The organism is Sagittula sp. (assembly GCF_052825245.1).
The window spans coordinates 52,272-78,857 of record NZ_JBRBWD010000038.1; the positions used below are offsets into that span (position 1 = coordinate 52,272).

General features: G+C 68.8%; 23 protein-coding genes and 2 tRNA genes. 18 read left to right on the forward strand and 7 right to left on the reverse strand.

Going from position 1 to position 26,586, the window contains the following annotated elements; translation table 11 throughout:
• The first annotated feature begins 51 nt into the window (after positions 1-51).
• Positions 52-1,344: an O-acetylhomoserine aminocarboxypropyltransferase/cysteine synthase family protein gene (locus tag ACU0DV_RS17105; protein WP_100927166.1), complete on the forward strand. Its 1,293-nt coding sequence runs from the start codon at positions 52-54 to the stop codon at positions 1,342-1,344.
• A 51-nt stretch (positions 1,345-1,395) separates the two neighbouring features.
• Here the strand turns inward: ACU0DV_RS17105 and ACU0DV_RS17110 are convergent, their stop codons facing one another.
• Positions 1,396-2,115 (reverse strand): SIMPL domain-containing protein, encoded by a 720-nt coding sequence (locus tag ACU0DV_RS17110; protein ID WP_370313413.1) that lies wholly within the window; start codon positions 2,113-2,115, stop codon positions 1,396-1,398.
• Positions 2,116-2,285: 170 nt separating this feature from the next.
• Between ACU0DV_RS17110 and ACU0DV_RS17115 the strand changes: the two genes are divergently transcribed.
• Both ACU0DV_RS17115 and ACU0DV_RS17120 read left to right on the forward strand, forming a co-directional pair.
• The gene (locus ACU0DV_RS17115; protein WP_446243131.1) at positions 2,286-5,906 is read left to right on the forward strand and encodes a hypothetical protein; all 3,621 of its coding nucleotides are present in this window, start codon (positions 2,286-2,288) and stop codon (positions 5,904-5,906) included.
• A gap of 227 nt (positions 5,907-6,133) precedes the next feature.
• Positions 6,134-7,108 carry a calcium/sodium antiporter gene (locus ACU0DV_RS17120; RefSeq protein WP_100927169.1) on the forward strand — a complete coding sequence of 325 codons (975 nt, stop codon included), beginning with the start codon at positions 6,134-6,136 and terminating at the stop codon, positions 7,106-7,108.
• Between the two features lie 105 nt (positions 7,109-7,213).
• Here ACU0DV_RS17120 and hppD read toward each other — a convergent pair whose 3' ends face one another.
• On the reverse strand, positions 7,214-8,308 hold the full coding sequence (gene hppD, locus ACU0DV_RS17125; RefSeq protein WP_283982906.1) for a 4-hydroxyphenylpyruvate dioxygenase: 1,095 nt from the start codon (positions 8,306-8,308) through the stop codon (positions 7,214-7,216).
• 128 nt (positions 8,309-8,436) lie between these two features.
• Between hppD and ACU0DV_RS17130 the strand changes: the two genes are divergently transcribed.
• The gene (locus ACU0DV_RS17130) at positions 8,437-8,913 is read left to right on the forward strand and encodes an Lrp/AsnC family transcriptional regulator (protein ID WP_254698281.1); all 477 of its coding nucleotides are present in this window, start codon (positions 8,437-8,439) and stop codon (positions 8,911-8,913) included.
• A 187-nt stretch (positions 8,914-9,100) separates the two neighbouring features.
• The gene (locus ACU0DV_RS17135) at positions 9,101-10,051 is read left to right on the forward strand and encodes a methyltransferase domain-containing protein (RefSeq protein ID WP_446243130.1); all 951 of its coding nucleotides are present in this window, start codon (positions 9,101-9,103) and stop codon (positions 10,049-10,051) included.
• Between the two features lie 94 nt (positions 10,052-10,145).
• Here ACU0DV_RS17135 and ACU0DV_RS17140 read toward each other — a convergent pair whose 3' ends face one another.
• Positions 10,146-13,589 (reverse strand): pyruvate carboxylase, encoded by a 3,444-nt coding sequence (locus ACU0DV_RS17140; RefSeq protein WP_446243129.1) that lies wholly within the window; start codon positions 13,587-13,589, stop codon positions 10,146-10,148.
• A gap of 197 nt (positions 13,590-13,786) precedes the next feature.
• Here ACU0DV_RS17140 and ACU0DV_RS17145 point away from each other — a divergent pair, with 197 nt between their 5' ends.
• A complete protein-coding gene (locus tag ACU0DV_RS17145; protein WP_100927173.1) occupies positions 13,787-14,263 on the forward strand; it encodes a hypothetical protein in 477 nt (158 codons plus the stop codon).
• On the opposite strand, the gene ACU0DV_RS17150 is transcribed toward ACU0DV_RS17145, so the two are convergent.
• Complete coding sequence (locus tag ACU0DV_RS17150) at positions 14,235-15,443, reverse strand: alpha-hydroxy acid oxidase (RefSeq protein WP_446243128.1); 1,209 nt, start codon at positions 15,441-15,443, stop codon at positions 14,235-14,237. The two genes, ACU0DV_RS17145 and ACU0DV_RS17150, sit on opposite strands and share 29 nt — an antisense overlap.
• Before the next feature lie 78 nt (positions 15,444-15,521).
• On the opposite strand from ACU0DV_RS17150, the gene ACU0DV_RS17155 reads away from it, so the two are divergent.
• From ACU0DV_RS17155 to hisB, 9 genes are all read left to right on the forward strand, one after another.
• Positions 15,522-16,490, forward strand: coding sequence for a hypothetical protein (locus tag ACU0DV_RS17155; protein WP_446243127.1), 969 nt, complete (start codon positions 15,522-15,524; stop codon positions 16,488-16,490).
• 71 nt (positions 16,491-16,561) lie between these two features.
• Positions 16,562-18,985: an ATP-dependent helicase gene (locus ACU0DV_RS17160; protein WP_446243126.1), complete on the forward strand. Its 2,424-nt coding sequence runs from the start codon at positions 16,562-16,564 to the stop codon at positions 18,983-18,985.
• 129 nt (positions 18,986-19,114) lie between these two features.
• Positions 19,115-19,633, forward strand: coding sequence for a YegJ family protein (locus ACU0DV_RS17165; RefSeq protein WP_100927177.1), 519 nt, complete (start codon positions 19,115-19,117; stop codon positions 19,631-19,633).
• A 147-nt stretch (positions 19,634-19,780) separates the two neighbouring features.
• Positions 19,781-20,176 (forward strand): rhodanese-like domain-containing protein, encoded by a 396-nt coding sequence (locus ACU0DV_RS17170; protein ID WP_446243125.1) that lies wholly within the window; start codon positions 19,781-19,783, stop codon positions 20,174-20,176.
• Positions 20,176-20,571: a VOC family protein gene (locus ACU0DV_RS17175; RefSeq protein WP_370313404.1), complete on the forward strand. Its 396-nt coding sequence runs from the start codon at positions 20,176-20,178 to the stop codon at positions 20,569-20,571. The genes ACU0DV_RS17170 and ACU0DV_RS17175 overlap by 1 nt, the downstream gene beginning before the upstream one ends.
• Before the next feature lie 85 nt (positions 20,572-20,656).
• Positions 20,657-21,553 (forward strand): helix-turn-helix transcriptional regulator, encoded by an 897-nt coding sequence (locus ACU0DV_RS17180; RefSeq protein WP_100927180.1) that lies wholly within the window; start codon positions 20,657-20,659, stop codon positions 21,551-21,553.
• A gap of 132 nt (positions 21,554-21,685) precedes the next feature.
• A tRNA-Gly gene (locus ACU0DV_RS17185) sits at positions 21,686-21,760 on the forward strand.
• A gap of 62 nt (positions 21,761-21,822) precedes the next feature.
• Positions 21,823-21,897 (forward strand) — tRNA-Gly (locus ACU0DV_RS17190).
• A gap of 130 nt (positions 21,898-22,027) precedes the next feature.
• The gene (hisB, locus tag ACU0DV_RS17195) at positions 22,028-22,615 is read left to right on the forward strand and encodes an imidazoleglycerol-phosphate dehydratase HisB (protein ID WP_283982896.1); all 588 of its coding nucleotides are present in this window, start codon (positions 22,028-22,030) and stop codon (positions 22,613-22,615) included.
• 8 nt (positions 22,616-22,623) lie between these two features.
• Here the strand turns inward: hisB and ACU0DV_RS17200 are convergent, their stop codons facing one another.
• On the reverse strand, positions 22,624-23,232 hold the full coding sequence (locus ACU0DV_RS17200; RefSeq protein WP_446243124.1) for a DUF2306 domain-containing protein: 609 nt from the start codon (positions 23,230-23,232) through the stop codon (positions 22,624-22,626).
• 94 nt (positions 23,233-23,326) lie between these two features.
• Here ACU0DV_RS17200 and ACU0DV_RS17205 point away from each other — a divergent pair, with 94 nt between their 5' ends.
• Both ACU0DV_RS17205 and hisH read left to right on the forward strand, forming a co-directional pair.
• Positions 23,327-23,920 (forward strand): TetR/AcrR family transcriptional regulator, encoded by a 594-nt coding sequence (locus ACU0DV_RS17205; RefSeq protein ID WP_446243123.1) that lies wholly within the window; start codon positions 23,327-23,329, stop codon positions 23,918-23,920.
• A 50-nt stretch (positions 23,921-23,970) separates the two neighbouring features.
• Complete coding sequence (gene hisH / locus ACU0DV_RS17210) at positions 23,971-24,606, forward strand: imidazole glycerol phosphate synthase subunit HisH (RefSeq protein WP_100927184.1); 636 nt, start codon at positions 23,971-23,973, stop codon at positions 24,604-24,606.
• Positions 24,607-24,625: 19 nt separating this feature from the next.
• Here the strand turns inward: hisH and ACU0DV_RS17215 are convergent, their stop codons facing one another.
• Positions 24,626-25,015, reverse strand: a complete 390-nt coding sequence (locus ACU0DV_RS17215; RefSeq protein WP_254698286.1) for a DUF2147 domain-containing protein — start codon at positions 25,013-25,015, stop codon at positions 24,626-24,628.
• Positions 25,016-25,297: 282 nt separating this feature from the next.
• A complete protein-coding gene (locus ACU0DV_RS17220) occupies positions 25,298-25,681 on the reverse strand; it encodes a DUF2147 domain-containing protein (RefSeq protein WP_100927185.1) in 384 nt (127 codons plus the stop codon).
• A 172-nt stretch (positions 25,682-25,853) separates the two neighbouring features.
• Between ACU0DV_RS17220 and hisA the strand changes: the two genes are divergently transcribed.
• On the forward strand, positions 25,854-26,576 hold the full coding sequence (gene hisA, locus ACU0DV_RS17225; protein ID WP_100927186.1) for a 1-(5-phosphoribosyl)-5-[(5-phosphoribosylamino)methylideneamino]imidazole-4-carboxamide isomerase: 723 nt from the start codon (positions 25,854-25,856) through the stop codon (positions 26,574-26,576).
• Positions 26,577-26,586: the final 10 nt, after the last annotated feature.

Genomic DNA, 26,586 nt, shown 5'->3' on the forward strand with positions numbered 1-26,586 from the left:
CCCCGTCCCTTCGCATACCGTCGCCGCGAATACCCAAAGGGAGAGGGACAGATGACTGATGCACCCCAGTTCGGCTTCGACACGCTGCAGATTCACGCGGGCGCCCGGCCCGATCCGGCCACCGGCGCACGGCAGGTGCCGATTTATCAGACCACGGCCTATGTCTTTCGCGATGCCGAACACGCCGCCGCACTCTTCAACCTTCAGGAAGTGGGCTACATCTATTCCCGCCTGACCAACCCGACCGTTGCCGCCCTGCAGGAACGCGTCGCGGTGCTCGAAGGCGGTGTGGGCGCGGTCTGCTGTTCCTCCGGCCACGCGGCGCAGATCATGGCGCTGTTCCCGCTGATGGGTCCGGGGCGCAACATCGTCGTCTCCACCCGGCTTTACGGCGGCTCGATCACCCAGTTCAGCCAGACCATCAGGCGCTTCGGCTGGTCCGCGAAGTTCGTCGACTTCGACGATCTCGACGCGGTGGCCGCGGCCATCGACGACGACACGCGCGCGGTGTTCTGCGAATCCATCGCCAACCCCGGCGGCTATATCACCGACCTCGACGCAATCGCCGCCATCGCCGACAAGGCCGGGCTGCCGCTGATCGTCGACAACACCTCCGCCACACCCTACCTCTGTCGCCCCATCGAGCACGGCGCGACGCTGGTCGTGCACTCGATGACCAAGTACCTGACGGGCAACGGCACCGTCACCGGCGGCGTTGTGGTCGATTCCGGCAAGTTCGACTGGTCCGCATCCGACAAGTTCCCGTCGCTCTCGGCGCCGGAACCGGCCTACCACGGGCTGAAATTCCACGAGACCTTCGGCCCGCTGGCCTTCACCTTCCACGGCATCGCCATCGGTTTGCGCGACCTCGGCATGACGCTGAACCCGCAGGCGGCGCATTACACGCTTCTGGGGATCGAGACGCTGAGCCTCCGGATGCAGAAACACGTGGAGAACGCCAAGGAGATCGCCGCCTGGCTGGAGAAGCACGAGGCGGTGAAGGGCGTGACCTATGCCGGTCTCGCCAGCTCGCCCTACCATGACCGCGTGGCGCGGATCTGCCCGAAGGGCGCGGGCGGCCTGTTCACCGTCGCGCTCAAGGGCGGTTACGACGCCTGCATCAAGTTCGTGGATTCGCTGGAGATCTTCAGCCATGTCGCCAACCTCGGCGACACCCGCAGCCTGGTGATCCACTCCGCCTCCACCACCCACCGCCAGCTCACCGAAGAGCAGCAGGTCGCGGCCGGGGCGGCGCCGGACGTGGTGCGGATTTCCATCGGGATCGAGGATGCGAAGGACCTGATCGCCGATCTGGACCAGGCGCTGCACAAGTCGCTGTCGTAAGACGCCGGCAGCGTGACGGCAGGGCGGATCATCTCCGCCCTGCCCCGTAACTCACTGATCCAGCGCGTAGGTCATCGTGACTTCGGCGCGGATCTCGATCTCGCCCGCTGCGACCGGCACGTCCTTTGCGGCACGCGCTTCCATCACCACCGGCTCCGCCAGGTCCATCGGGCGCACGATGGGCGTCGCGCTGTCGGTCAGCGTCACCAGCGAGCCCAGCGACACGCCTGCCGCCTCTGCGTAAAGCTCCGCCTTGGCGCGGGCGTCCGCGACGGCCTGGCGGCGCGCCTCGTCCTCGACCTCGCGCGGGTCCTGAAGCGTGAACTGCAGGCCCTGCATCCGGTTCGCACCTTCATCCAGAACGTCGCCGAGAATCGCCCCCAGCGCGTCGAGGTCGCGCACGCGCACCTCCACGAGGTTCTCCGCGCGGTAGCCTTCGAACACCTCGACCTCCTGCTCGCGGTCCCAGCGCCGCTCTTCCGAGAGGTTGAGCGAGGTCGTCTTGATGTCGTTCTCCGCGACACCGAGTTCCTGCAACCGGCTCAGGATCGCCGACACCGCGGTCGAGGTCGAATCCATCGCCTCCGCCGCCGTCTCTCCGCGTCCCTGCGCACCGAGGCTCAGGACCGCCATGTCGGGGGTCGCCACGACCTTTGCCTCGCCCGAGACGGTCATGCGGCCGGGGGCCTGTGCCGGCGCCTGAGCGGGCGTTTCCTGGGCGAAGGCAGGCCCGGTCATCGCCACAAGTAAAATCATCGTTATGAAGCGCATCGCAACATCCTCAAATCAGGGAACATTTCTGTGTGAAGGTCGGTCATCGGGCGGTCGGCGTCCATCCCCTGAGCGAGGTCTTTCTTCCCCTCGGCGAAGAGTTGCCATATACTTCATGCAAAAGGGATAAACCCTCCCCCGAGCACGGCAGGACTGGTAAGACCCGCGCCATGGTATCGAATTTTGCGCTCGCCCTTTCGTTCGAAGGCATCGCCTTGCTGCGTCGTGTCGGGTCCTCCTGGGCCCGTATCGAAGAGGTGCCCATCGACCACCCGGACCTTGATGTCGCGGTCATCGCCATGCGTGACCGCGCCGAAAAGCTCGACCCCAAGGGGGCCGAGGTCGCCATCGTCATCCCGACGGAGCAGATCCGCTTCCTCGACCTGCCGGACTTTGGCGGGGACGCCTCGGCGCGCGACGTGGCGATCCGCGCCGCGCTGGACGGGGCCACGCCCTACCCGCTGAGCGCGCTGGCCTACGACCACGCGCTGGTCGGCGGACGGCTGCAGATCGCCGCCGTCGCCCGCGAGACGCTGGACGAGGCAGAGACCTTCGCCAAGGAACACGGCTTCACGCCGGTCTGCCACCTTGCGCAGGCGCCCGACGGCGCGTTCGACGGCGCGGTCTACTTCGGCAAGGCGCGGACATGGAAGCGCGCGGCGGACCGCCCGTCCCGCGCCATCGAGATCGTGCCGGCCACCGAAGCGGCCCTGACCCCGGTCTCCGCCGCCGCCCCGGCGCCCCGCAAGCCCGATCCGGTGGCCGCACCAGAACCGCTCAGCACGCCGGAGATGCCCGATCACGTCGCGGCGGAACTCCCGGAAGCGCGCAACATGGCGCCGGTTGCCACCAAGCCGGTTGCCGCCACGAAGGACGACGCCCCCGCGCTGCCGCTGCGCGACGAGGCCCCGGTGCACCGCGCCCCGGCCAACTTCGCCCCGGCAACAGATGAAGAAGAGGCCGCCGCGCTGCCGCCTTCGGGTAACGCGGACCACGCGGTGTCAGAGCCCGAAACGGCACGCGCCGCTTCCGACGACAGGACGATCCCCGCATCAGCCGCACCGGCCATGCCGCGGAAGGCCGCGATGCCCCCTGCAATGCCGGTCCTCCCGGACGTGGACGCCCCCGCGCGCCCCGACCCCGTCGCCACGCACAAGACCGATGCCGCGCCGCAGCCCTCGGACAGCGGCACCGAGGCCGCCCCCGCCGAGGCGGCGCCTGTCGCCTTCGCATCGTCCCGCACGCTGCGCGCCGACGGGCGTGTGCCCCCGGCGCCGCGCCCGAACCTCGTGCCCTCGACAGACGTGCCGCCGCGCCGCGCGCGCTTCACGCCGCTGGCCACGCCCGAGATGCGCACCCGCGACTCGCATGTCACCTCCGATCACATCGAGGGGCTGCCGGATCTGAAACCGGCAGCCATGCCGATGGGCCGCACACCCGAAGCGCCGAAGCCGCAGGCACAGGCCACGCCCCCGGCGCCCGGCACACCGCTGACGGCCCGGACGGACGAGACCACGATCCCCGCAGGCACCCTGCCGCTTCCCGCAGCCCCGGCGCCGCGCACGGATGAGCCCGCGCTCGCCGCCGCGTCCCGCGCCGTGGGCCCGGCAGGCGACCGTCAGGGCGGAACCACGGCACGCGCGCTTGGCGCACCGTCCCATCCCGACGCCAGCAATTCGGCCCCCACGCTCGGCGCCGCCGGACGCGCGGACGCCGACACCCAAGCCCGCCCGCTCGGTGTGCCCTCCCGACCGGAGGCAGGCACCGCAGCCCCGACACTCGGCGCCGCCAGCCCGCAGACCGGAGAGGCCCCGCGGTTCGGATCGGCCCTGCCGCGCACGACCTCCAAGTCCGAGGGCGAGGCGCGCCCGAAGACGCCGAAGAAATCCGGCCTGCGCCTTGGCCGCAAGGACAAGCGCCGCGCCCCGGCCACGGACCGCCCGGCCTTCGCTGACCCCGCCCCGCAGGCGGCACCGGCAGAGGCCCCGGCGAAACGCAAGTCCGGCCTGCGCCTGTCCCGGCGCGACAAGACGCCCGCGCCTGCCCCTACGCCAGCGAACGTGGCAGCACCCGCGGTCGCCGTGGCCGCCTCCGGCGCCAGCCCGCTTGCACGGCTCGCGGCCCTGCGCGCGCCCGATGCGGTGCCGCCCGCCGCCGCGCGTGTCGCGAAGCTGGCCAAGGTCACAGCCGCCCCGGAACGCATTCCGCCCGCGCCCACCGGCGCGGCGCTCGCGCCGCTGAAGATCCAGCCCGATCCCGAAGCGGTCGACGATCTCCCGCTGCCGGTCGCCAAGCCGATGGCACGAACCGCGCCCAACATCGCGCCGGTCACCCCGGGCAAGCCCGCGCTGGAACGCGACCGCCGCAGCCAGATGAGCCAGCGCGAGGAACGCGACCGCATGACCGTCTTCGGCGCGCGGGAACAGCAGGCCGTGGGCGGCAAACCCCGCTTCCTCGGCCTGATGCTGACCGCCGGGCTGCTGCTGTTCCTCGTGGGCGTGGCGGCCTGGGCCTCGGTCTTCCTCGAGGACGGGCTGGCCCGCTTCTTCCGCGGACAGGACGAACCGACTGCCGTCGCGGCGCTGCCAGACCCGGTCGCCACCGAAGACCCCACTGTGTCCTCTTCGGCGACGCCGGAGGCGACGGCCAACGACCAGACCGGCACCACGGCAGGCACGGAAACCGCCCCCGAAGCGCAGGAAGACACCGTCGACCTCGCAGCCGCGCAGCCGGAGCCGGCAGACACCGCCGACGCGCCTGCGCCGCGCAGCACCCCCGTCCCGGCCCGCGCGCTGACCCCGGAAGAGGCCGACGCGACCTATGCCGCGACGGGCATCTGGCAGCGCTCGCCCGCCTCGCCGCTGACGCCGCCGGACGACGGGGTGGAGAACGTCTACGTCGCCTCCATCGACCCGTCTGTGCGGATGTTCGACGCCGTGGCCCTGCCCGAGGCGCCGGATCTGCTGTCCCAGCCCGTCCCCGTGGACCCGGGCCTGCCGCCGCCCGCGGGCATGACCTTCGACATCGACGAGCGCGGCGTGGTCCGCGCCACGCCCGAAGGCGCACTGACCCCGGACGGCCTGCGCGTCTACACCGGCCCGCCGCCGGTGGTGCCGCCGCTGCGCAATCCGCCGGTCGAACTGGCCGCGCTGCCCGGACCGGACACGCCCGTCACAACCGACGCGCCTGACGCGACCGATACCCCCGATGCCGCGCCGGCCGTCACCGATCCGCTGTCCGACTTCCGCCCCGAGGCCCGTCCCGACGATGTGGTGGAGCAGCAGGAGCGCGCGACGCTTGGCGGCATCTCCCTGCAGGAGCTCGAGGAATTCCGCCCGCTGGCCCGCCCGCGCACCGCGCAGGAAGAGGCCGTCGAGGAGGAACCCTCCTCGCCCGCCACCGACCTCGCCGTCCGCAATTCGCTGGAGCCGGTCGGCCGCCCGCGCAACATGAGCGCCATCGTCGAACGCGCCGAACGCGAACGCCCGACAGAGCCGGTGCAGACCGCCGCCGTGGCGCCGCGCGTCGTGGCCCCCTCGGTGCCGTCGAGCGCCTCGGTCGCGTCGTCGGCCACGGTGCGGAACGCGATCAACCTCAGCCGGATCAACCTGATCGGGGTCTACGGCACCCCGGCCAACCGCCGCGCCCTGGTGCGCCTGGCCAGCGGCAAGTACCTGAAGGTGAAGGTCGGCGACAAGCTGGACGGCGGACGTGTTGCCGCCATCGGCGACTCCGAACTGCAATACACCAAGGGCGGCCGCAACGTGACGCTGCAGATGCCGCGCGGCTGACCCGCACGGCACCGGCACGCCTTCCCCAACGGGTCCGCAGGGCCCGTTCCATCGGGCCATGGCCCACCCCGCCGCGGTGCACAGCACCGGCCCCGGCGGAGGGTCCCAAGCAAGCTTCCGCCTGACCCGATCCTTTTGTCAGGCGCCCCTTGCGGCCGCATTGAAGTTTGCCCGGCCCTCACCACTTACGCTCGACGCGCCGCACGTGATGCGGCTGGAGGATCATCATGTTCGATACCTGGGTGCCACTCATTGCGGGGCTTGTGCTTCTCGTGATCGGGGGAGAGTTGTTGGTGCGCGGCGCCGTTCAGGCCGCGGAACGGATCGGGATATCGCCGCTTGTCATCGGCCTGACGCTGGTGGGCTTCGGCACCTCGATGCCGGAACTCGTCACCTCGGTGCAGGCCGGACTGAGCGGATCGCCGGGCATCGCCTACGGCAACATCGTCGGCTCCAACATCGCCAACATCCTGCTGATCGCAGGCATCTCGGCGCTGATCTGCCCGGTCATCGTGGCGCGCTCCGCGCTGCGCCGCGACGCCATGGCGATGTTGCTGGTGGCCGTGCTCTTTGCCGTGCTCGCGGTTCTCGTGCCGATGGGGCGGATCGTCGGGGCGGCGCTTGTCGCGGCCCTCGTGCTTTATATCGCCTTCGTCATCCAGCAGGAGCGCACCGGCCCCGGTGGCGGCGCGATCCACGACAAGAGCCTCGCCCTTGCGGAGGCAGACCCGGGCCTTGCCCCGCCGCACCCCGCAAGACACCTCGCCATCCCGCTGCTCATCGCCCTGGGCGGGCTGGTGATCGTGGTGGCGGGCGGCTCGCTCCTGGTGAACGGCGCGGTGGCGCTGGCGCGGGGCTTCGGCGTGTCCGAGACAGTGATCGGCCTGACCATCGTGGCGGTGGGCACCTCGATGCCTGAACTCGTCACCTCCGTCATCGCCGCGTTGAAGCGGCAGGGCGACGTGGCCTTCGGCAACGTGGTGGGATCGAACATCTACAACATCCTCGGGATCGGCGGCACCACCGCGCTGATCGCGCCCTCGCAGGTGCCGTCCGAGATCGCCGGTTTCGATGCGCCGCTCATGGTCGGCGTGTCCGTCCTGCTGGTGATCTTCGCGGCGACCGGCCTCAGGATCGCGCGGCGGGAAGGCGCGGTGCTCGTCGCAGGCTACGCCGCCTATATCTGGATGCTCTGGCCCTGACGCGCCCCCCGGCCGGGACCAAAGAAGAAGGGCGCCGCGAACGGCGCCCTTCCCCCTCTCCTCCCTGGGTCGTCTTGTTCGGGCGCACGCGCGCCCCGGGCCCGATCACTCCGCGGCGATTTCGCCGTTCTCGATCTGCTCCCGTTCGATCGACTCGAAGAGCGCCTTGAAGTTGCCCTCGCCAAAGCCGTCGTCGCCCTTGCGCTGGATGAACTCGAAGAAGATCGGTCCGATCACCGTCTTCGAGAAGATCTGCAGCAGGATGCGCGTCTCGCCCCCGTCGACCACGCCTTCGCCGTCGATCAGGATGCCGTGCTTCTTCATCCGGTCCATCGGCTCGTCATGGCCCTGCACGCGGTCGTAGGACAGGTCGTAGTAGGTGTCCGGCGGCCCCGGCATGAACTTCAAGCCGTTGTCGGCAATCGCGTCGGTCGCATCGTAGATGTCGCGCGCCCCCACGGCGATGTGCTGGATGCCCTCGCCCTTATACTTTTTCAGATAGGCCACGATCTGCCCGGTTTCGCCCCGGTCCTCGTTGATCGGGATGCGGATGCGGCCGCAGGGCGAGGTCAGCGCGCGGCTCAGCAGGCCGGTGTACTTGCCCTCGATGTCGAAGAACCGGATCTCGCGGAAGTTGAACAGGTCGCCGTAGAACCGGAACCACGTGTCCATGTTGCCCTTGAACACGTTGTGGGTCAGGTGGTCGAGGTAGTAGAACCCCACACCCTTCGGCTTCGACTGGGCGATCCAGTCGAATTCCTCGTTGTATGGCGAGGTGTCGTAATACTGGTCGGTGAAGTACAGGAGCGACCCGCCGATGCCCTTGATCGCGGGCCAGTCGACGGTCTTGTCGGTGCCCTCGTAAGGCTCCGCCCCCTTGGCCACCGCGTGTTCAAACGCCTTCTGGGCGTCGACCACGCGCCACGCCATCGATGGCGCGCAGGGGCCGTGCTCTTCCACGAACCGGGCGGCAAAGCTCTCGGGGTCGGCGTTCAGCACGTAGGTGATGTCACCCTGCTGCCAAAGCTCCACCTGCTTCGTCTTGTGGTTGGCGACGTGCTCATACCCCATGCGGCGGAAAAGCGTGCGCAGCTCTTCCGGGTCGGGATGGGCAAATTCGACGAATTCGAAGCCGTCGGTGCCAGCCGGGTTCTCGGCGGTGATGGTGGACTGCGGTGCGTCGTGCGGGAAAGGTCCCATGGTGTCCTCCTGTTCGTGCGTATTTCTGTTTCCTGCCCCCAGTATGCCTTTACCGGCGCGCGGCTTGCGCGCATTCTTCGCCCTAATGGAACGCTGCACGCGCAGGATTCGCACGAACCGGAGGAAACATGCACGAAAACCGCGCCAATCTGGACCAGACCGACATCGCCCTGCTGGAACGGCTGCAGACCCGCGGGCAGGCCACCGCGCAGGAACTGGGCGAGGCGCTGAACCTGTCGGCCAGCCAGGCCGGGCGGCGGCGGCAGCGGCTGGAGGAGACCGGCGTGATCCGCGGCTACCGCGCGACGCTCGACCCGGCGCGGCTGGGGCTCGACGTGCAGGCCTTCATACAGGTGCAACTGGCCCGCCACGGCGCCGAGGAAGGCGCGGCCTTTGCCCGGCTCCTGCGCACCCGGTCCGAGATCACATCCGCCTGGACCATGACCGGCGAGGCCGACTACCTCCTGCGGGTCTACTGCTCCGACCTGCCCGCGCTCAACACGCTGATCCACGAGGTTCTGCTGGCGCATCCCGTGGTCTCGCGCGTGCACAGCCAGATCGTCATGGACCAGCCCAAGGCCGACGCGCCCCTGCCCATCGGCTGACGCGAGGCGTCTGTGGCAGGGCTTCCGCGGCCCGGCACCACAGCAACACAGCGCCCCATTGACGGCATCGCGAACCCGGCGTATCCGCCGCTCCGCACGGACCCCGATCCGTGAGACTCGTGCCGTCCGCCGCGTGCCCGTCCCTGAAGGATGCGGGAAACAAGCGGGCCCTATGAAGTGACAAGGAATGACCGGAGCTCTCTTCTCCTCCGGCGTGCCCGCGGCCGACAGCCGCGCCGGTTTCGCCGAAAACATGGCGTATCTGGGCGACCTGCCCGCCGCCATCGACATCCTCGAACAGGCGCTTGCGCTTGCCCCTGACTGGGCTGCCGGATGGTTCCGCCTGGGCGAGTACCTGAAGGCCGCGGGCGACCTCCCCGCCGCCGCCGAGGCCTGGACCCGGGCGGTCGAGGCCGACCCGACCGACCCGCTGGGTGCGGGCATCAACCGCGACCTCGCGCGCGACGTGCCGATCACCGAAACCTTGCCCCCGGCCTTCGTCGAACTGCTCTTCGACCAGTACGCGCCGCGCTTCGAACGCTCCCTGCGCGACCGGCTCGCCTATCGCGGGCCGGAGGTGGTGCTTGCCGCGCTGAAGGCCGCCGGGCTGGACCGGGCAGACCACGCGCTGGACCTCGGCTGCGGCACCGGCCTGATGGGCGAGCTGCTGCGGCCGCACGTGGCGCGGCTCGACGGGCTGGACCTGTCGCAGCACATGCTCAACGAGGCGGAGGCCAAGGGCCTCTACGACCACCTCGAAAAGCAGGACATCGCCACGCTGGACCGGCGCCCGGACCGCTATGACCTGATCGTCGCAGCGGATGTGTTCAACTATCTCGGCGCGCTCGAACAGCCGGTGGCCTGGGCGGTCGATGCCCTGCGGCCCGGAGGGCTCTTCGCCTTCACCGTCGAACTGGGCGACGCCCCCGTCCTGCTGCGCGAAACCCGGCGCTTTGCCCATTCCCGCGACTACGTCGAGACGCTGCTGAAGGATGCGGGCCTGACCATCGCCCACATGGCCGAGGTCGTCCTGCGCGAAGATCGCGGCGAAGCGGTGCACGGGCTGACCGTGGCCGTCCGGCGCGGGATGCCTTTGGGCCGGGCCACCGACGGATCGGAACTGGCGACCGCCGGCTGACGCCGCCGCCCCCGGTGACAACGACACACCCATGAAAAAGGGCGCGGAGGTGATCCCCCGCGCCCTTCCCTTTTCCGGCCCCCAAGGGCCCGGATCACTCCATTTCGACCAGCAGGTCCTTGGCGTCGATCTGTGCGCCCGCGGCGACATGCACGGCCTTCACCGTGCCGTCGCGTTCGGCGTGCATCCCCGATTCCATCTTCATCGCCTCGATGGTCAGCAGCAGGTCGCCTGTCTTGACCTTGTCGCCCGCCTTCACGACGATGGAGGACACCACCCCCGGCATCGGCGCACCGATGTGGTTGGGGTTGCCGACCTCCGCCTTGGGCTTTGCGCCACCGGCCGCCCTGGCCTTGCGGTCGGGCACGCGGATGGTGCGCGGCTGGCCGTTCAGTTCGAAGAACACCCGCACCTCGCCGTCGTCCTGCGTGCCGCCCACCGCCTGCAGCCGGATCTCCAGCGTCTTGCCCGGGTCGATCTCGGCGGTGATCTCCTCGCTGGGCTCCATCCCGTAGAAGAACGTCCGCGTCGGCAGCACCCGCACCGGGCCGTAGGTCTCGTGGCGCGCGGCGTATTCGGTGAAGACCTTGGGGTACATCAGGTAACCGTTCAGATCCTCGTCGTCGAACTCCACACCCTCGATGGTCTTCTCCAGCTCGGCGCGTTTCTCGGCGATGTCGACCGGCGCCGCCTTCAGGCCTGGACGCTCGGTGAAGGGCTTCTCGTCCTTCAGGATCTTCTTCTGGATCTTCTTCGGCCAGCCGCCCGGGGGCTGCCCGAGGTTGCCCTTCATCATGTCGATGACCGAATCCGGGAAGCTCAGGTCCGTCTTCGGGTCCTCGACCTGTTCGCGCGTCAGGCCCTGGCTGACCATCATCAGCGCCATGTCCCCCACGACCTTCGAGGACGGCGTGACCTTCACGATATCACCGAACATCTGGTTCACGTCGGCATAGGTCTGGGCGACCTCGTGCCAGCGTTCCTCCAGCCCCAGGCTGCGCGCCTGGGCCTTCAGGTTGGTGAACTGCCCGCCCGGCATCTCGTGGAGGTAGACCTCCGAGGCCGGGGCCTGCATGCCGCTCTCGAACGCCGCGTACTGGCCGCGCACCGCCTCCCAGTAGTTGGAAATCGCGCGGATCGCGGCCATGTCGAGGCCGGTGTCCCGCTCGGTAAAGCGCAGCGCCTCGACCACCGACCCCAGCGTCGGCTGCGAGGTGTTGCCCGACAGCGCGTCCATCGCCGCATCGACGCAGTCCACACCGGCGCGCGACGCCTCCATGATCGTGGCAATCGCCGCGCCCGAGGTGTCGTGCGTGTGGAAGTGGACCGGCAGGCCGACCTCTTCCTTCAGTGTCTTGACCAGCGTGTAGGCGGCATTGGCCTTCAGGAGGCCCGCCATGTCCTTCAGACCCAGCACATGCGCGCCCGCGTCCCGCAGCTCCTTCGCCATGGAGACGTAGTACTTCAGGTCGTACTTCGACCGGTCCGGGTCCAGCATGTCGCCGGTGTAGCAGACCGTCCCTTCGAGGATCTTGCCCGACTCCAGAACCGCGTCCATCGCGACGCGCATGTTCTCCACCCAGTTCAGCGAATCGAACACGCGGAACACGTCGACGCCGGTCTCTGCCGCCTGCTTGACGAAGAACTGCACCACGTTGTCGGGGTAGTTGGTGTAGCCCACCCCGTTCGCGCCGCGCAGCAGCATCTGCGTCAGCAGGTTGGGCATCCGCGCGCGCAGGTCGCGCAGGCGCTGCCACGGGCATTCCTGCAGGAAGCGGTAGGCCACGTCGAAGGTCGCCCCGCCCCAGCACTCCATCGAGAAGAGCTGCGGCAGGTTGTGGGCATAGGCGGGCGCCACGCCGATCATGTCGATCGAACGCATCCGCGTCGCCAGAAGCGACTGGTGGCCGTCGCGCATCGTGGTGTCTGTGATCAGAAGCTGCTTCTGCTCCAGCATCCAGTCGGCAACCGCCTTCGGGCCCTTCTCCTCCAGCAGCGTCTTGGTCCCCGGCGCGGGCGCATCGGCGCGCAGCTTCGGCGGCTTCGCGGGCTTCAGGTCCGGATGCGGCGTCGCGCGGCCCTGCACCTCCGGATGACCGTTCACCGTGATGTCGGCGATGTAGGTCAGCACCTTGGTGCCCCGGTCGCGGCGCTTCTGGAAGTCGAACAGCTCCGGCGTCGTGTCGATGAACTTCGTCGTGTACTGGTTGTTCAGGAACGTCGGGTGCTTCAGCAGGTTGATGACGAACTCGATGTTCGTGGTCACGCCCCGGATGCGGAATTCCCGCAGGGCGCGGTCCATCCGCTTGATCGCCTTCTCCGGCGTCGGCGCCTTGGCCGTCACCTTCACCAGCAGCGAATCGTAGTAGCGCGTGATGACCCCGCCCGCGTAGGCCGTGCCGCCGTCCAGACGGATGCCCATGCCGGTCGCGCTCCGGTAGGCGGTGATGCGGCCGTAGTCGGGGATGAAGTTGTTGGTCGGATCCTCGGTGGTGATCCGGGTCTGCAGCGCGTGGCCGGTCAGGCGCACGTCGTACTGGCTGGCCTTGCCCGTCGCCTCGGACAGCGACTTGCCCTCCGCGATCAGGATCTGCGCCTGCACGATGTCGATGCCGGTGACTTCCTCGGTGACGGTGTGTTCCACCTGCACGCGCGGGTTCACCTCGATGAAGTAGAAGGACCCGGTGTCCATATCCATCAGGAACTCGACCGTGCCCGCGCATTCGTAGTTCACATGGGCGCAGATCTTGCGGCCCAGTTCGCAGATCTCCTCGCGCTGTGCCTCGCTAAGATAAGGCGCGGGCGCGCGTTCGACGACCTTCTGGTTGCGGCGCTGGACCGAACAGTCGCGTTCATAGAGGTGGTAGATGTTGCCCTGCTTGTCGCCGAGGATCTGAACCTCGACATGGCGGGCGCGGATGATCATCTTTTCGAGGTAGCCCTCGCCGTTGCCAAAGGCCGCCTCCGCCTCGCGCCGGCCTTCCAGCACCTTTTCCTTCAGTTCCTTCGGACCGTTGATCGGGCGCATCCCGCGTCCGCCACCGCCCCAGGACGCCTTCAGCATCAGGGGATAGCCGATCTCCTCGGCCTCCTTGGCGATGGCCTCGAAATCGTCGCCCAGCACTTCCGTCGCCGGGATGACCGGCACGCCCGCCTCGATGGCGACCCGCCGGGCCGAGGCCTTGTCGCCAAGCGCGCGCATCGTCTCGGCCCGCGGCCCGATGAAGGTGATGCCCGCCGCGTCGCAGGCGTCGACGAAATCCGGGTTCTCGGACAGCAGGCCATAGCCCGGGTGGATCGCGTCCGCGCCGCTTTCCTTCGCAACGCGTATGATTTCATCGATCGCGAGATAGGCCTGCACCGGGCCAAGCCCTTCCCCGATTCGGTAGGCCTCGTCCGCCTTGAAGCGGTGAAGGCCCAGCTTGTCCTCTTCTGCGAAGACCGCGACGGTCTTCTTACCCATCTCGTTCGCAGCCCGCATGATGCGGATCGCGATTTCACCGCGGTTGGCGACGAGAATCTTCTCGAAATCGGGCATGTGTGTTGGTCCTCTCGCGCATGATTGTTGTCAGTTTGCGCAACATTATTACTTTGACGCCTTGCCGCACCGCGGCGCAAGAGGGGTTTGCAAATTAATTTTTCAGCAAGGCCAGGTTTGCAAACGCACCGGCTTAATCCGTCATTAACGCTGACGATCTATTCGGTTGCGGAAAGACCCGGGTCAAGGAGCCCACCATGTTCGACAGATCCGAACGGCCTGCGGGCGCGCTGGCGCGAAACCTCATGGCGCGCCCCGACTGGATGATCAGCCAACACCTCGATCACCTCGACCGGGAGATCAGGACCTTCGGCTGTCTGACCCTGTCCCGAAAGGCGTGGAAGCCCTGCACGATCGAGACTTATGACCGGACGATCGTGCTCTATTCCGTCGAGGACCTCGAAACCGCGATGCTGGCGCAGGCCGACGACGACCATACCCGCGGCATCGAGCGCACCCTCCGCGTCGTCACCAAGGCAGAGGCGATTTCCGACAAGCGCATCGACGGCGTGGTGATCACGGCACGCAAGATCGACGACTTCTTTCCGGACCACCCGCTGCGCGCCGACCTGCGGCTGACACGGTGCGGCGACGACTGGCAGGTGTCCCACATCATCGCCCATATCGCGGCCGAGTGCTGGGCCTTCACCCGCCCGTTCCTGGCAAACCGCTGAGGATCTCGGTCCGGCCACGCAGTTCCGAAGGCCGCGCCACGCCAAGCTGGCCGATGGCCGCCACCAGATCGCGGCGCAGCATCTCGGTCAGGTGCGCCGGGCCGTCCTCACCCAGCGCGCAGACCGCGTAGTGCCAGGCGCGGCCCAGCATGATGAAATCCGCGCCAAGCGCGATGCCCCGCAGCATGTCCAGCCCCGACTCGAAGCCGCTGTCGGCGATCACCGGCAGGGTCGTCGCGGCGCGCACCTCAGGCAGCACCTCGGCGACGGCTGGGGCGCCGTCGAACTGGCGCCCGCCGTGGTTCGACACCCAGACGGCATCGACGCCCGCCGCCTCCAGCCGCGCGGCATCGGAGGCGCGCATCACGCCCTTGACCACCAGCGGCCCGTCCCAGTGGTCCCGGATCCACGCCACGTAATCCCAGTCGGGCGCGGTGCGCAGCAGGTAGCCCACATGTGCCGTCGGATCGCGGGTCGACAGGTCGGTCGTGTACCGATCGAGCGTCTTCATCCGCGGCATCCCCGCCCGCATCCGCGCCAGCGACCACGCCGGCCGCAGCGCACATTGCGCGGCGATGCGGGGCGTCAGGCGCGGCGGCTGCACCAGCCCGCCCTTGACCTGCGCCTCCCGCCGCGAGGCCACCGGCACGTCGACCGTCAGCACCAGCACGCGGAACCCGCTGTCCCGCGCCCGCGCCAGCATGTCGAGCCGCACGTCCACGGCACGGGGCGGATAAAGTTGGAACCACCCCTGCCCGCCGGTCAGCGGACCGATCTCCTCGGGCGTGGCCGCCGCCACCGTGGACAGCGTGTAGGGCAGACCGGCCTGCGCCGCGCCCCGGGCCAGCGTCGCCTCCGCGCCCGGCCACAGAAGGCCCGACTGCCCGACCGGCGCCACCCCGAAGGGCAGCGGATGGGACACGCCCAGAAGCTCCGTGGAAAGCTCCGGCGCCACCTCCCCGTCGAGGATCGAGGGCATGAACCCCACCCGGTCCAGCGCCGCGCGGTTGCGCCGGGCGGTCGCCCCCGTCCCCGTCGCGGTGTCGAGATAGGCCCAGGCAAAGCGCGGCACGCGGCGCCGCGCACGCGCTCTCAGGTCGGCCACGGTCATGTATGTCTGCTGCGGGTCCATGGTCCTTGTCTCGCCCGAAATCCACGCCCGCGCCAGCCCCCGCCGCATTCTCCGCAAATGTTCAGTTTATTTTAAGCGCGATGGCCGAGGCTCTGCCCCAAGCGTTCCCGAACACCGGAGTAGACCATGCACGCGATGCTGTTGGACAGTGACATTCCCCGACTGGACCGCCTTCAGATCGCCTTCCTTGAGGCGGGCATTCACGTGACCGGCTCCGGCAGCATCTCGGTCGCCGAATGCTGCCTGCGCCGCGCCGTGGCTGACGTGCTGCTGGTCGACCTCGACACCGCGGGCGCCTACCTGCCGGAGATCGTGACCCTCGCGGAACGCCGCAATCCCCGGCTGGTCACGCTGTTCCTGTCCGACGCCGTCTCTGCCGCGACCGACCGCTGGTCCGACCGCTTCGGCTCGCTCCACTGCGTGCTCGAAGGCGTGTCCGAGGCGGGGCTGGTCGCCCGCATGGCCCGCGCCTCGCTCGCCGGACGCGCCCGGTGTTCGGAGGTCGCGCAGAAGGCCGCAGCCGAGGTGCGCGCCGCCGCCGAACAGACCACCCGCCAGCGGGCGGAGGCCGCCGCCGCAGATACGCCCCAGCAACCCCGGCCACAGGACATGACCGCCGCGCAGCCCGCACACAACGACCCCTCCGTCGCCGCGCGAGAGGCGCACCTGAAGCAGCAGACCGCCGCCATGCGGAGCACCATCGCCCCGCAGGCCGACACACCCGCCCCGCAGACGGCAGAGACCGAACAAACCGCGGCCCAGGCCCCCCAGCCGAACCACTACCCGGCGATTCGCATGCACCCGGCGCTCGCCGCCCAACGCGCCGCCGAAGCCGAGGCCCGCAGCGCCGCCGCCCGGAACGACGCGCCAGCACCTGCCCCACGTCCCACAGCCCAGCCCGCGCCCGCCTCCATCCAGCCGCTGCGCGTGCAGCCCGCCCCGGCCGCCGTTCAGCCACTCCGCCCGCAGCCCGCGCCCGCGGCGCCACGCGCCTCCGCAGCGGAAACCGGGGGCGCCGACGACACGCCGCGGCCCGTCTTCCAGACCTCCCGGCGCAGGCTCGGCGTGACCTCGGGCGCGCTGATGTCCACCTGACCCAAGAAAACACGCGGAACACAAGGCGAACACACCTTCCCCTTCCGGCGCCCCGGCGTTAGATTGGCGCCATGAGCAGCTACGACGAATTCGACGCATTCGAGGCGTCTTCGCTTTCCGCCCGCGCCATGGCCGCGCGCCCGCACCCCTATCTGGACGAGCTGAACCCGGCCCAGCGGGAGGCTGTCGAACATCTCGACGGGCCGGTCCTGATGCTGGCCGGGGCCGGCACCGGCAAGACCAAGGCGCTGACCGCCCGCGTGGTGCACCTGCTGAACACCGGCCGCGCCCGCCCGAACGAGATCCTCAGCGTGACCTTCACCAACAAGGCCGCGCGCGAGATGAAGACCCGCGTCTCGAACATGCTGGGACAGGTGGTGGAGGGGATGCCATGGATGGGCACCTTCCACTCCATCTGCGTGAAGCTGCTCCGCCGGCACGCCGAACTCGTGGGGCTGAAGTCGAACTTCACCATCCTCGACACCGACGACCAGCTCCGCCTGCTCAAGCAACTGGTGCAGGCGCATGGCATCGACGACAAGCGCTGGCCCGCCCGCCAGCTGGCCAACATCATCGACGGCTGGAAGAACCGCGCGCTGACGCCCGACAAGGTGCCCGCCGCCGATGCGGGGGCCTACAACCACAAGGGTCCGCGCCTTTACGCCGAATACCAGGAACGCCTGAAGGAGCTGAACGCCACCGACTTCGGCGACCTGCTCCTGCACATGGTGACGATCTTCCAGACCCACCCGGACGTGCTGGAACAGTACCAGCGCTGGTTCCGCTACATCCTCGTGGACGAGTATCAGGACACCAACGTCGCGCAGTACCTCTGGCTGCGGCTGCTGGCGTCGGCGCACAAGAACATCTGCTGCGTGGGCGACGACGACCAGTCGATCTACGGCTGGCGCGGCGCAGAGGTGGGCAACATCCTGCGGTTCGAAAAGGACTTTCCCGGCGCCCATGTGGTGCGGCTGGAACAGAACTACCGCTCCACCCCGCACATCCTCGCCGCCGCCTCCGGCGTGATCCGGGGCAATTCGAACCGCCTCGGCAAGGAGCTCTGGACCGATCGGCAGGAGGGCTGGAAGGTCCGCCTGATCGGACACTGGGACGGCGAGGAAGAGGCGCGCTGGGTCGGCGAGGAAATCGAATCGATGCAGAACGGCACGCGCCGGATGCGGCCGTTCAGCCTCGACGAGATGGCGATCCTCGTCCGCGCCTCGCACCAGATGCGCGCCTTCGAGGACCGTTTCCTGACCATCGGCCTGCCCTACCGCGTCATCGGCGGCCCCCGCTTCTACGAGCGGATGGAGATTCGCGATGCCATGGCCTACTTCCGGCTGGTGGTGTCACCCACCGACGACCTCGCTTTCGAGCGGATCGTGAACACGCCGAGGCGCGGCCTTGGCGACAAGGCCCAGCAGACCATCCAGCGCATCGCCCGCGAAAACGGCGTCTCGCTGCTGGACGGCGCGGCGCTGGCGGTCGAGCAGAAGGCCATCACCGGCAAGGGCGCCAAGGCGCTGGGACAAATGGTGGCCGACCTCGCCCGCTGGGGCCGGATGACCCGGGCCACGGTCGCGGTGGACAGCGACGACGATGTGATCGACGATCTGGCCCAGCCGATGAACGCCCGGCCGGAGATCAGCCACGTCGAGCTGGCGCAGATCATCCTCGACGAATCCGGCTACACGGAGATGTGGCAGAACGACAAGACGCCGGAGGCGCCGGGCCGGCTGGAGAACCTCAAGGAACTGGTCAAGGCGCTGGAAAGCTTCGAGAACCTGCAGGGGTTCCTCGAACACGTCAGCCTTGTCATGGACAACGACACCGACGAATCCGGCGCCAAGGTCTCGATCATGACGCTGCACGCCGCCAAGGGGCTGGAGTTCCCCGCCGTCTTCCTGCCGGGCTGGGAGGACGGCCTCTTCCCCTCGCAGCGCTCCATGGACGAAAGCGGCGTGAAGGGGCTGGAGGAAGAACGCCGGCTCGCCTACGTCGGCATCACCCGGGCCGAGGAATGCTGCACCATCAGCTTTGCGGGCAACCGCCGGGTGTTCGGCCAGTGGCAGTCGCAGATGCCCTCGCGCTTCGTCGACGAGCTGCCCGAGGAACACGTGGAGGTGCTGACACCCCCCGGCCTTTACGGCGGCGGCGGGTTCGGCGCGGCGCAGGGCGGGTTCGGCGGGGCGTCCTCGACGCTGGAAACCCGCGCGGCAGAGGCCAACGTCTACAACTCGCCCGGCTGGAAGCGCCTGCAGGCGCGCTCCGGCGAACGCCCGGTCAGCCAGCCCCGCGAATCGAAGACTCAGGTGATCGACATGCAGGCGGTCTCGGCCTTCACCGTGGGCGAACGCGTGTTCCACCAGAAGTTCGGCTACGGCGCCGTCACGGGGATCGAGGGCGACAAGCTGGAGATCGCCTTCGAGAAGGCCGGGACGAAGAAGGTGGTCGCCCGATTCCTCTGCGCAGCGGACGACATTCCGTTCTGATCTGGTCTGACCTGATGCCGGGCCGCGCGGACCTCCGGGGCCGAAATCCGCGCAACCGTGCCTTCGCCTGTTCGCAAGCGCCGCGCGGCGTGCTATCCCGTTGCCCACGCTCACATTCAGGGAAGTCCCGTGCACCGCAAGACACCGCTCCGGATCGCCGCCGCGCTGGTCCTTTGCCTTCTGTCCGGTCCCCTGGCCGCGCAGGACCCGGTGGTCAACTTCGCGCCCGAAGACGCGGACATGGCCGCCGCCATCGAGGAGGCGCGCAGCAATCTCGACTTCGTCCTGGCCCGGCTGGCGACGGAGGATGGCGGCCTGCACCCGGCGCTGAACCTCAAGGCGCGGCTGCCCGTCAATCACTTCGACGTCGATGACGAGGTCATCTGGGTCGAAAACCTGGCCCTCGCCGAGGACGGCACCTTCACCGGCCAGCTCGCCAACGATCCCGCCTACCTGCCCGGCCTGACGCTGGGCGACAGCGTCAGCTTCGGGCGCGACCAGATCGCCGACTGGTCGGTGCTGTCCACCGACGGGCGGATGTACGGCCATTACACCACCCGCGTGATGCTGCCGCATCTCTCGCGGGCCGAGGCGGAACAGGTGGGCGATCTGCTGTCGCCCGACCCGATCCCCGAGGCCTGGCGCTGAACAACGGGCTATCCTGCACGAAACGCGTCGCTTTCAGCACGAAACGCCCGGCACGAGGGCATTCTGCGCCGGATTTCCGCCCTCGCCTTCCGCGCCGCCAGCTTCTACCTTGACCGCAGTGCTTCGAAACGGACAGCTTGCGACACCATGGAGAAACTCAACGTAACCGCGGCCCACATGGTCGCCGCCGCCCGCGCCCGCATCCCCGAAATCGGCACGGCCGAGGCGATCGAGATGCTCAAGGACCCGGACGTCGTCTTTGTCGACATCCGCGATGTGCGCGAACGGCAGAAGCTGGGCTACATCCCCGGCGCCGTGCACGCGCCGCGCGGCATGATCGAATTCTGGGTCGACCCGGAAAGCCCCTACCACAAGCCGGTCTTCGCGCAGGAAGGCAAGCAATACGTCTTCCACTGCGCGTCAGGCTGGCGCTCTGCGCTGACCGTGGCCACCCTGCTCGACATGGGGTTCGACGCGGCGCACCTGCGCGACGGCTTTACGGACTGGGTGAAAAAGGACGGCCCCGTCCAGAAGGACGACTGATGGGCCTGACCCTCGCCGCCTTCGCCTTTCTCGTGCCGGAATACGACGCGGGCATCGCGTTTTTCCGCGACACGCTGGGATTCGAGCTGAAGGAAGACACCGACATGGGCGGCGGCAAGCGCTGGGTCCGCGTCGGCCATCCCGGCCACTCCACCGAGATCCTGCTGGCCCGCGCCGTGGGAAACCAGCGCGACACCATCGGCCAGCAGGGCGGCGGGCGCGTCTGGCTGTTCCTGCACACCGACGACTTCGCCCGCGACCATGCCGACTTCACCGCGAAGGGCGTGATCTTCGAGGAAGCGCCGCGCCACGAACCCTATGGCACCGTCGCCGTTTTCCGCGACCCCTGGGGCAACCGCTGGGATCTGATCGAACCGAAGGCACCCGCCGCCTGACCGATACCCGTTTCCACCTGTCAATTCTGTCAGGTGAGGGAAAACCGGACTGCCCTCCGACCGCGTCCCGCGCAACAGTGCGGCCATGGAACATTTTGATGGCGCGGCCGTTGCGGCCACCGAGACATTCGTACCCGCACGGCTTTTGGATTTTCTTTTGAGGCTCGAAGCGACCCGCACAACCGACGCGGTCTGGGAGCTGTTTCTCGATCTCGCCCACGGGCTGGAGCTGACCGTCGTCGATTACGTCTACGCCACGGACTTCCGCAACTGGGAGCAGGCGCAGTTCATCCGCACCACCTTCACCTCCGACTGGCTGGAGCGGCTGCGCGCCTATCCCCACATCCGCGACACTTCGAACTTCCGGATGCACGGCTGCCGCTACCTCACGCCGCTGAAGATCGGCCCCGCCTATCTGCCGCTGATGGGCGAGATCTCGGACGACAAGCGGCGGCATGTGCACCTCGCAGCCGAACAGGGCCTGAACGCCGGCGTGGCCTTCCCGCTGCGCATGGGCGACCCGGGGCATGCCGCGCTCATCGCCTTCGGCGGCAGCCACGGCGCAGAGGCCTTCGATGCCCTGCTGACCCGCCACGGCTGGACGCTGCACGCGGCGGCCTTGGCAGGGCACGCGCGCTACGCGGAGCTCTTCAAGACCGAGTTCGTGAAGCGCAACCACCTGACCCCAAAGCAGAAAGAGCTTCTGCGCCTGGTCGGCCACGGGATGATGGACAAGCAGATCGCGCATGCACTTGGCATCTCGTTCTCTGCCGTGCGGCAGCGCCTCTCGTCGGTTCAGGCCAAGACCGGCGCACAGAACCGGGCCGATCTCGCGGCGCTGGCCGCCCGCATCGGGCTGGTCCCCGACCCGCTCCTGAAGGCACATGGCGACGACCTCACCGTCTTCGTCTGCACCGGCGACGGCCGCACCGGGACAGAGGTCCGGCCGCCCCGCGCGTGTGCCCACGAAGCGGCGGAATGAACCCCGCCGCCCGCCCCCGGCGCCGCGCAGGGCGGGGCTGCGCGCCGCCCCGTTCACAATTTTCCGCGGGCTCCGATTTTTCCGCTTGCGCCCCTCCCGAGGAAGTCTTAAACGCCCCCTACCATTTGGCACGCGGGCGTAGCTCAGGGGTAGAGCATAACCTTGCCAAGGTTAGGGTCGGGCGTTCGAATCGCCTCGCCCGCTCCAAGTGGCCGGACACCGAAGCAGCGCCGCACGCGCAGGACGGGGTCCAGATGACAGACTGGTTCGCGGGCGTAGCTCAGGGGTAGAGCATAACCTTGCCAAGGTTAGGGTCGGGCGTTCGAATCGCCTCGCCCGCTCCAGTCGACAATCTTCCACATGCCGGACCAACACCGCAGCGCCACGGCGACACCCGCCGGGCTTTCGGCGCGCGCCCTCTTTCCGCGCCTGCCCCGCCCCCCTATAAGGCGCCGACCAGCAAGAGGACGACCGATGCGCCGCGCCACCGTGACCCGCAAGACCGCCGAGACAAGCATTTCCGTCGAGCTCGACCTCGACGGCACCGGCACCTACGACAACCAGACCGGCGTGGGTTTCTTCGATCACATGCTGGACCAGCTGTCGCGCCACTCGCTGATCGACATGACGATCCGGGCCGAGGGCGACCTGCACATCGACGACCACCACACGGTCGAGGACACCGGCATCGCCATCGGGCAGGCACTGGTGAAGGCGCTTGGCGACAAACGCGGCATCCGCCGGTACGGCGCCTGCCTCCTGCCGATGGACGACAGCCTCGTGCGCGCCGCGCTCGACCTCTCTGCCCGGCCCTACCTCGTGTGGAACGTCGACCTGCCCAGTGCCAAGATCGGCACCTTCGACACGGAGCTGGTGCGCGAGTTCTTCCAGGCGCTCAGCACCCACGGCGGCATCACGCTGCACGTCGACAAGCTGCACGGGCTGAACAGCCACCACATCGCGGAGGCCGCCTTCAAGGCCGTCGCCCGGGCCCTGCGCGACGCGGTGGAACCCGATCCGCGCAAGGGCGACGCGATCCCCTCGACCAAGGGCGCGCTCTAGGCCGCCTCTCAGGCCGCGACCGGCAGGCGGCGGGCACGGTCCCGCCGCAGCCACCACTCGATCAGCATCAGGTTCGGCACCCAGGACGACCACGCCGTGATGACGTAGATCGTCTCGAACCCCACCAGCGGCGCGAACAGGCCCAGCTGCAGGCGCAGGGTCACCGCGCCAAAGGTCATCGCGGCCGAGCGCAGCATCCAGACCCGGTGCTCCGCGATGCGGCCCGCGCGCGCCAGCCAGACCGCCCGCGCCGTGCTGCCCAGCCACAACACGGCCAGCAGGCCGAACCCCCAGGCCGCCACCGGCCCTGCCGAGGTGCCCGGCGCCAGCCACAGCCCGCCCAGCCCCGACAGCAACACCGCCCCGGCATAGACCCGCCCCGTCCAGCGGTGCAGCGCCGGGCGGCGCGCCCGCAACCGTGGCCAGAACTGGAACGGCATCGCCGCCAGCGCCACCGGCGCCAGCAGGATGTGGGCGTAAAGCGCCACCGCCCGCCCGTCGAGGTGATGCGCCATGAAGGGCATCGCCTGCGCCACTCCGAACACCAGGAACCGCCACGACGCCAGCGCCACCGCCAGCGACAGGACCGCGATCAGGATCGTCCGTGTCTTCGTCATCTTCTTCGCCTCCGATGAACTTTACACTGTCAAGTTGCCCGGACGATAGCCGCGCAAACTTGACACTGTCAAGCGGCAGACATATCCCGGCGCCATGAGCAGCACGGACGACAAGACCCGCCACCACCACGGCAACCTGAAACCCGCGCTGGTGGAGGCCGGGATCGCGCTTCTGGAAGAAGGCGGGCTGGAGGCGCTCAGCCTCAGGAAATGCGCCTCCCGCGCCGGTGTCTCGCACGCTGCCCCCGCCCATCACTTCGGCAACGCCGACGGGCTGCGCCGCGCCATCGCCGACGAGGGATTCGCCCGGTTCGAGAAGGCCATGCTGCGCTACGCCGAGGCCGCGCCGCAGACGCCCCGCGACCGCCTGCGCGGCATCGCGCGCGGCTACCTCGCCTTCGCCCGCTCCGAACCTGCACTTTACGACCTGATCTTCAGCTTCCGCGAGGCCAGCCCCTTCACCGAACAGGAACGCGGCGCCTCGGCCGCCTACCGCGTCCTGCGCGACACCTGCGCGCCGCTCGTGCCGCCGGGCACCGACCCGCTGGTCATCGAGACGCAGGTCTGGGCGCTGGTCCACGGCTTCATTCTGCTGGAGATGACGGGCCGCATCGGCGACGCCCTGCCCGACGACGAGGCGATCCTCGCCCTGCTCGACCACGTCGGCCGCGATCCCCAGCCCTCTTGACGCCTGCGCCGTTTCGCGCGACCTCCGGGGCGGACAGAAAAGGACCGCCCATGCTCACCGCCATCATCGACTACGAAAGCGGCAACCTGCACTCCGCCGAGAAGGCCTTCCAGAAGATGGCGGCCGAAACCGGCGCGGGCTCGGTCGTCGTGACTTCCGATCCGGAAACCGTGGCGGTGGCCGACCACATCGTCCTGCCCGGCGACGGCGCCTTCCCCGCCTGTGCGGCGGCGCTCCGCGCCTCCGGCTGTTTCGAAGCGATGGTGGACGCGGTCGAAAACCGCGGCCGCCCGTTCCTCGGGATCTGCGTCGGCATGCAGCTCATGGCGCGCGAGGGGCACGAATACGAGGCGACGCAGGGGCTGGGCTGGATCGACGGCTCAGTCGAGCTGATCAAGCCCTCCGACCCGGCGCTCAAGGTGCCGCACATGGGCTGGAACGACCTTGTGATCGACACGCCCCACCCGCTGCTCGACGGGATCGAGACCGGCGAACACGCCTATTTCGTCCATTCCTACCAGATGCGGATGCTGGCCCCCGGCCAGCGCGTGGCGCACGTCGACTACGGCGGCGACGTCACCGCCATCGTGGCCGAGGGCACGAAGATCGGCCTGCAGTTCCACCCGGAGAAAAGCGCGGGCGCCGGCCTGCGCATGATCGCCAACTTCCTGACCTGGCGCCCGTAATCACGCCCGAAGGCGCGCCTCAGTTCACGCGCGTCCAGACCTGCCCGTCGCAGACCGGCCCCTTGCAGCCCGTGACTTCAAGCTGGTTGCCGGACAGGCGCGCGCTTGCCCGTGCGGTCACGTCCAGAAGCGGCACCCAGACGGTACCGTCCTCGTAGTCGCCGCCGCCCGCGGGCTTCAGGTCCCAGAACAGCCGCTTGCCGACGTTGGCGGTCTTCACCTCCTGCCCGGAGGCGTCGAAGGCCTTTGCCACGGTCCCGCACAGCGCGTTGCCGCAGCTCGTGACGCTGATGTGGCTGGTCAGGTTCTTGCGGTCGGGTTCGGTGCGCCAGGTCCCCTCCATCGGGTCGGCCAGCGCCGGGGCGGCAAGGACACAGGCCATGGCGGCATACATCGCGGGACGGATCATGGTGAGCTCTCCCTCAGTGATTGTAACGTCTTTCCCTGTTGATATGGGGCCCGATGCCGCGGCGTGAAGGCCTGCATTCCGTGCCAGCAAGGACCTGCCGACCCCGGCCCGGCCAACGCATCCGCGCCCCTGTCTGCGATTTCCAGATCGGCCCGCCCGGAAGAACGCCTCGCATGACATCGCCTCCGTCAATCGGAGCCTGCCTGCCGTTCCGCCAAAGAACAAAAGACGACCGGGCGGGACGGCTTCGCGCCCTGCCCGGCCGAGGGTCACATCACGCGATCACTTCACGCGCGCCCAGGTCTGCTTCTTGCAGATCAGGCCGCCCGCGACGCAGCCCGCAAGCTGCAGGCGGTCGCCCGCGAGGTCCATCTTGCCCATGAAGATGCGGTCCTTCGACGGCTGCCAGACCTGTCCCTGGTACTTGCCGCCGCCCTGCGGGGCCATGTCGATGACCAGCTTGCGGCCGATGTTCGGCGACTTGTATTCGCCCGACGCGTTGAACGTCCGGGTGATCACACCGCAAAGCTTCGCGCCGCAGGGTGCCATGGTGACATGGGCAAAAGACCCCTCGTCCGGCTGCGTCTGCCACACCCCCTCGACAGGGTCCGCCTGTGCAGCCGCGGCGAATAGCCCCAATGCGGCAACATATGCCAACAATCTCATTGTCTTGTCCTCCCTCTTGGTCCATTCGACTTGACGCGCATGACGGCTTTCGGACAAGGATGACGTTAGGTTCATCTTCGTTTCGTGGCGTGACGTCATAATAAGCGGGCCCCGAAGGCCCCAGGACAGGCGGGCCCACCGGCCCAAGGGCAAGTTTGAGAAGGGCAGTCCGATGATCCTCTATCCGGCGATCGACCTGAAGGACGGCAAGGCCGTGCGGCTTCTGCGCGGCGACATGGACAAGGCCACCGTCTTCAACGACGATCCGGCCGCACAGGCGCTGGAATTCGTGGCCAAGGGCTGCGAATGGCTGCACCTCGTCGACCTGAACGGCGCCTTCGCGGGCCAGCCGGTCAACGGCGCCGCGGTCGAGGCGATCCTGTCCCAGACCGGCACCCCGGCGCAGCTTGGCGGCGGCATCCGCGACATGGCGACAATCGAGACATGGCTGTCCAAGGGCCTCGCCCGCGTGATCCTCGGCACCGTGGCCGTGGAAAACCCTGCGCTGGTGCGCGAGGCGGCGGCGGCCTTCCCCGGCCAGATCGCCGTTGGCATCGACGCCCGCGACGGCAAGGTGGCCACCAAGGGCTGGGCCGAGACCACCGACGTGGACGCCACCGACCTCGCCCGCAGCTACGAGGATGCAGGCGTCGCGGCCATCGTCTATACCGACATCAACCGCGACGGCGCCATGCAGGGCCCGAACGTGGAGGCGACAGCCGCCCTCGCCCGCGCCGTGCAGATCCCGGTCATCGCCTCGGGCGGCGTCTCCTCGATCAGGGACCTGCGCGCGCTGCGCGACTGCGGCGCCAACCTGAACGGCGCGATCTCCGGCCGGGCGCTCTACGACGGCGCCATCGACCTGAAGGAAGCGCTGCAGGTCCTGCGCACCTGACCGCCACCGC

What these genes read in the sequence shown, in the direction of transcription:
- ACU0DV_RS17115 (WP_446243131.1), top strand. Translation starts at nt 2,286, where the DNA reads ATGGTATCGAATTTTGCGCTCGCCCTTTCGTTCGAAGGCATCGCCTTG.
- ACU0DV_RS17105 (WP_100927166.1), top strand. Translation starts at nt 52, where the DNA reads ATGACTGATGCACCCCAGTTCGGCTTCGACACGCTGCAGATTCACGCG.
- ACU0DV_RS17130 (WP_254698281.1), top strand. Translation starts at nt 8,437, where the DNA reads ATGCACGAAAACCGCGCCAATCTGGACCAGACCGACATCGCCCTGCTG.
- ACU0DV_RS17110 (WP_370313413.1), bottom strand. Translation starts at nt 2,115, where the DNA reads ATGCGCTTCATAACGATGATTTTACTTGTGGCGATGACCGGGCCTGCC.
- ACU0DV_RS17140 (WP_446243129.1), bottom strand. Translation starts at nt 13,589, where the DNA reads ATGCCCGATTTCGAGAAGATTCTCGTCGCCAACCGCGGTGAAATCGCG.
- ACU0DV_RS17170 (WP_446243125.1), top strand. Translation starts at nt 19,781, where the DNA reads ATGGAGAAACTCAACGTAACCGCGGCCCACATGGTCGCCGCCGCCCGC.
- ACU0DV_RS17120 (WP_100927169.1), top strand. Translation starts at nt 6,134, where the DNA reads ATGTTCGATACCTGGGTGCCACTCATTGCGGGGCTTGTGCTTCTCGTG.
- ACU0DV_RS17160 (WP_446243126.1), top strand. Translation starts at nt 16,562, where the DNA reads ATGAGCAGCTACGACGAATTCGACGCATTCGAGGCGTCTTCGCTTTCC.
- ACU0DV_RS17145 (WP_100927173.1), top strand. Translation starts at nt 13,787, where the DNA reads ATGTTCGACAGATCCGAACGGCCTGCGGGCGCGCTGGCGCGAAACCTC.
- ACU0DV_RS17215 (WP_254698286.1), bottom strand. Translation starts at nt 25,015, where the DNA reads ATGATCCGTCCCGCGATGTATGCCGCCATGGCCTGTGTCCTTGCCGCC.
- hisH (WP_100927184.1), top strand. Translation starts at nt 23,971, where the DNA reads ATGCTCACCGCCATCATCGACTACGAAAGCGGCAACCTGCACTCCGCC.
- ACU0DV_RS17175 (WP_370313404.1), top strand. Translation starts at nt 20,176, where the DNA reads ATGGGCCTGACCCTCGCCGCCTTCGCCTTTCTCGTGCCGGAATACGAC.
- hisB (WP_283982896.1), top strand. Translation starts at nt 22,028, where the DNA reads ATGCGCCGCGCCACCGTGACCCGCAAGACCGCCGAGACAAGCATTTCC.
- ACU0DV_RS17135 (WP_446243130.1), top strand. Translation starts at nt 9,101, where the DNA reads ATGACCGGAGCTCTCTTCTCCTCCGGCGTGCCCGCGGCCGACAGCCGC.
- ACU0DV_RS17220 (WP_100927185.1), bottom strand. Translation starts at nt 25,681, where the DNA reads ATGAGATTGTTGGCATATGTTGCCGCATTGGGGCTATTCGCCGCGGCT.
- ACU0DV_RS17200 (WP_446243124.1), bottom strand. Translation starts at nt 23,232, where the DNA reads ATGACGAAGACACGGACGATCCTGATCGCGGTCCTGTCGCTGGCGGTG.
- ACU0DV_RS17150 (WP_446243128.1), bottom strand. Translation starts at nt 15,443, where the DNA reads ATGCGGCGGGGGCTGGCGCGGGCGTGGATTTCGGGCGAGACAAGGACC.
- ACU0DV_RS17205 (WP_446243123.1), top strand. Translation starts at nt 23,327, where the DNA reads ATGAGCAGCACGGACGACAAGACCCGCCACCACCACGGCAACCTGAAA.
- hppD (WP_283982906.1), bottom strand. Translation starts at nt 8,308, where the DNA reads ATGGGACCTTTCCCGCACGACGCACCGCAGTCCACCATCACCGCCGAG.
- ACU0DV_RS17155 (WP_446243127.1), top strand. Translation starts at nt 15,522, where the DNA reads ATGCACGCGATGCTGTTGGACAGTGACATTCCCCGACTGGACCGCCTT.
- ACU0DV_RS17180 (WP_100927180.1), top strand. Translation starts at nt 20,657, where the DNA reads ATGGAACATTTTGATGGCGCGGCCGTTGCGGCCACCGAGACATTCGTA.
- hisA (WP_100927186.1), top strand. Translation starts at nt 25,854, where the DNA reads ATGATCCTCTATCCGGCGATCGACCTGAAGGACGGCAAGGCCGTGCGG.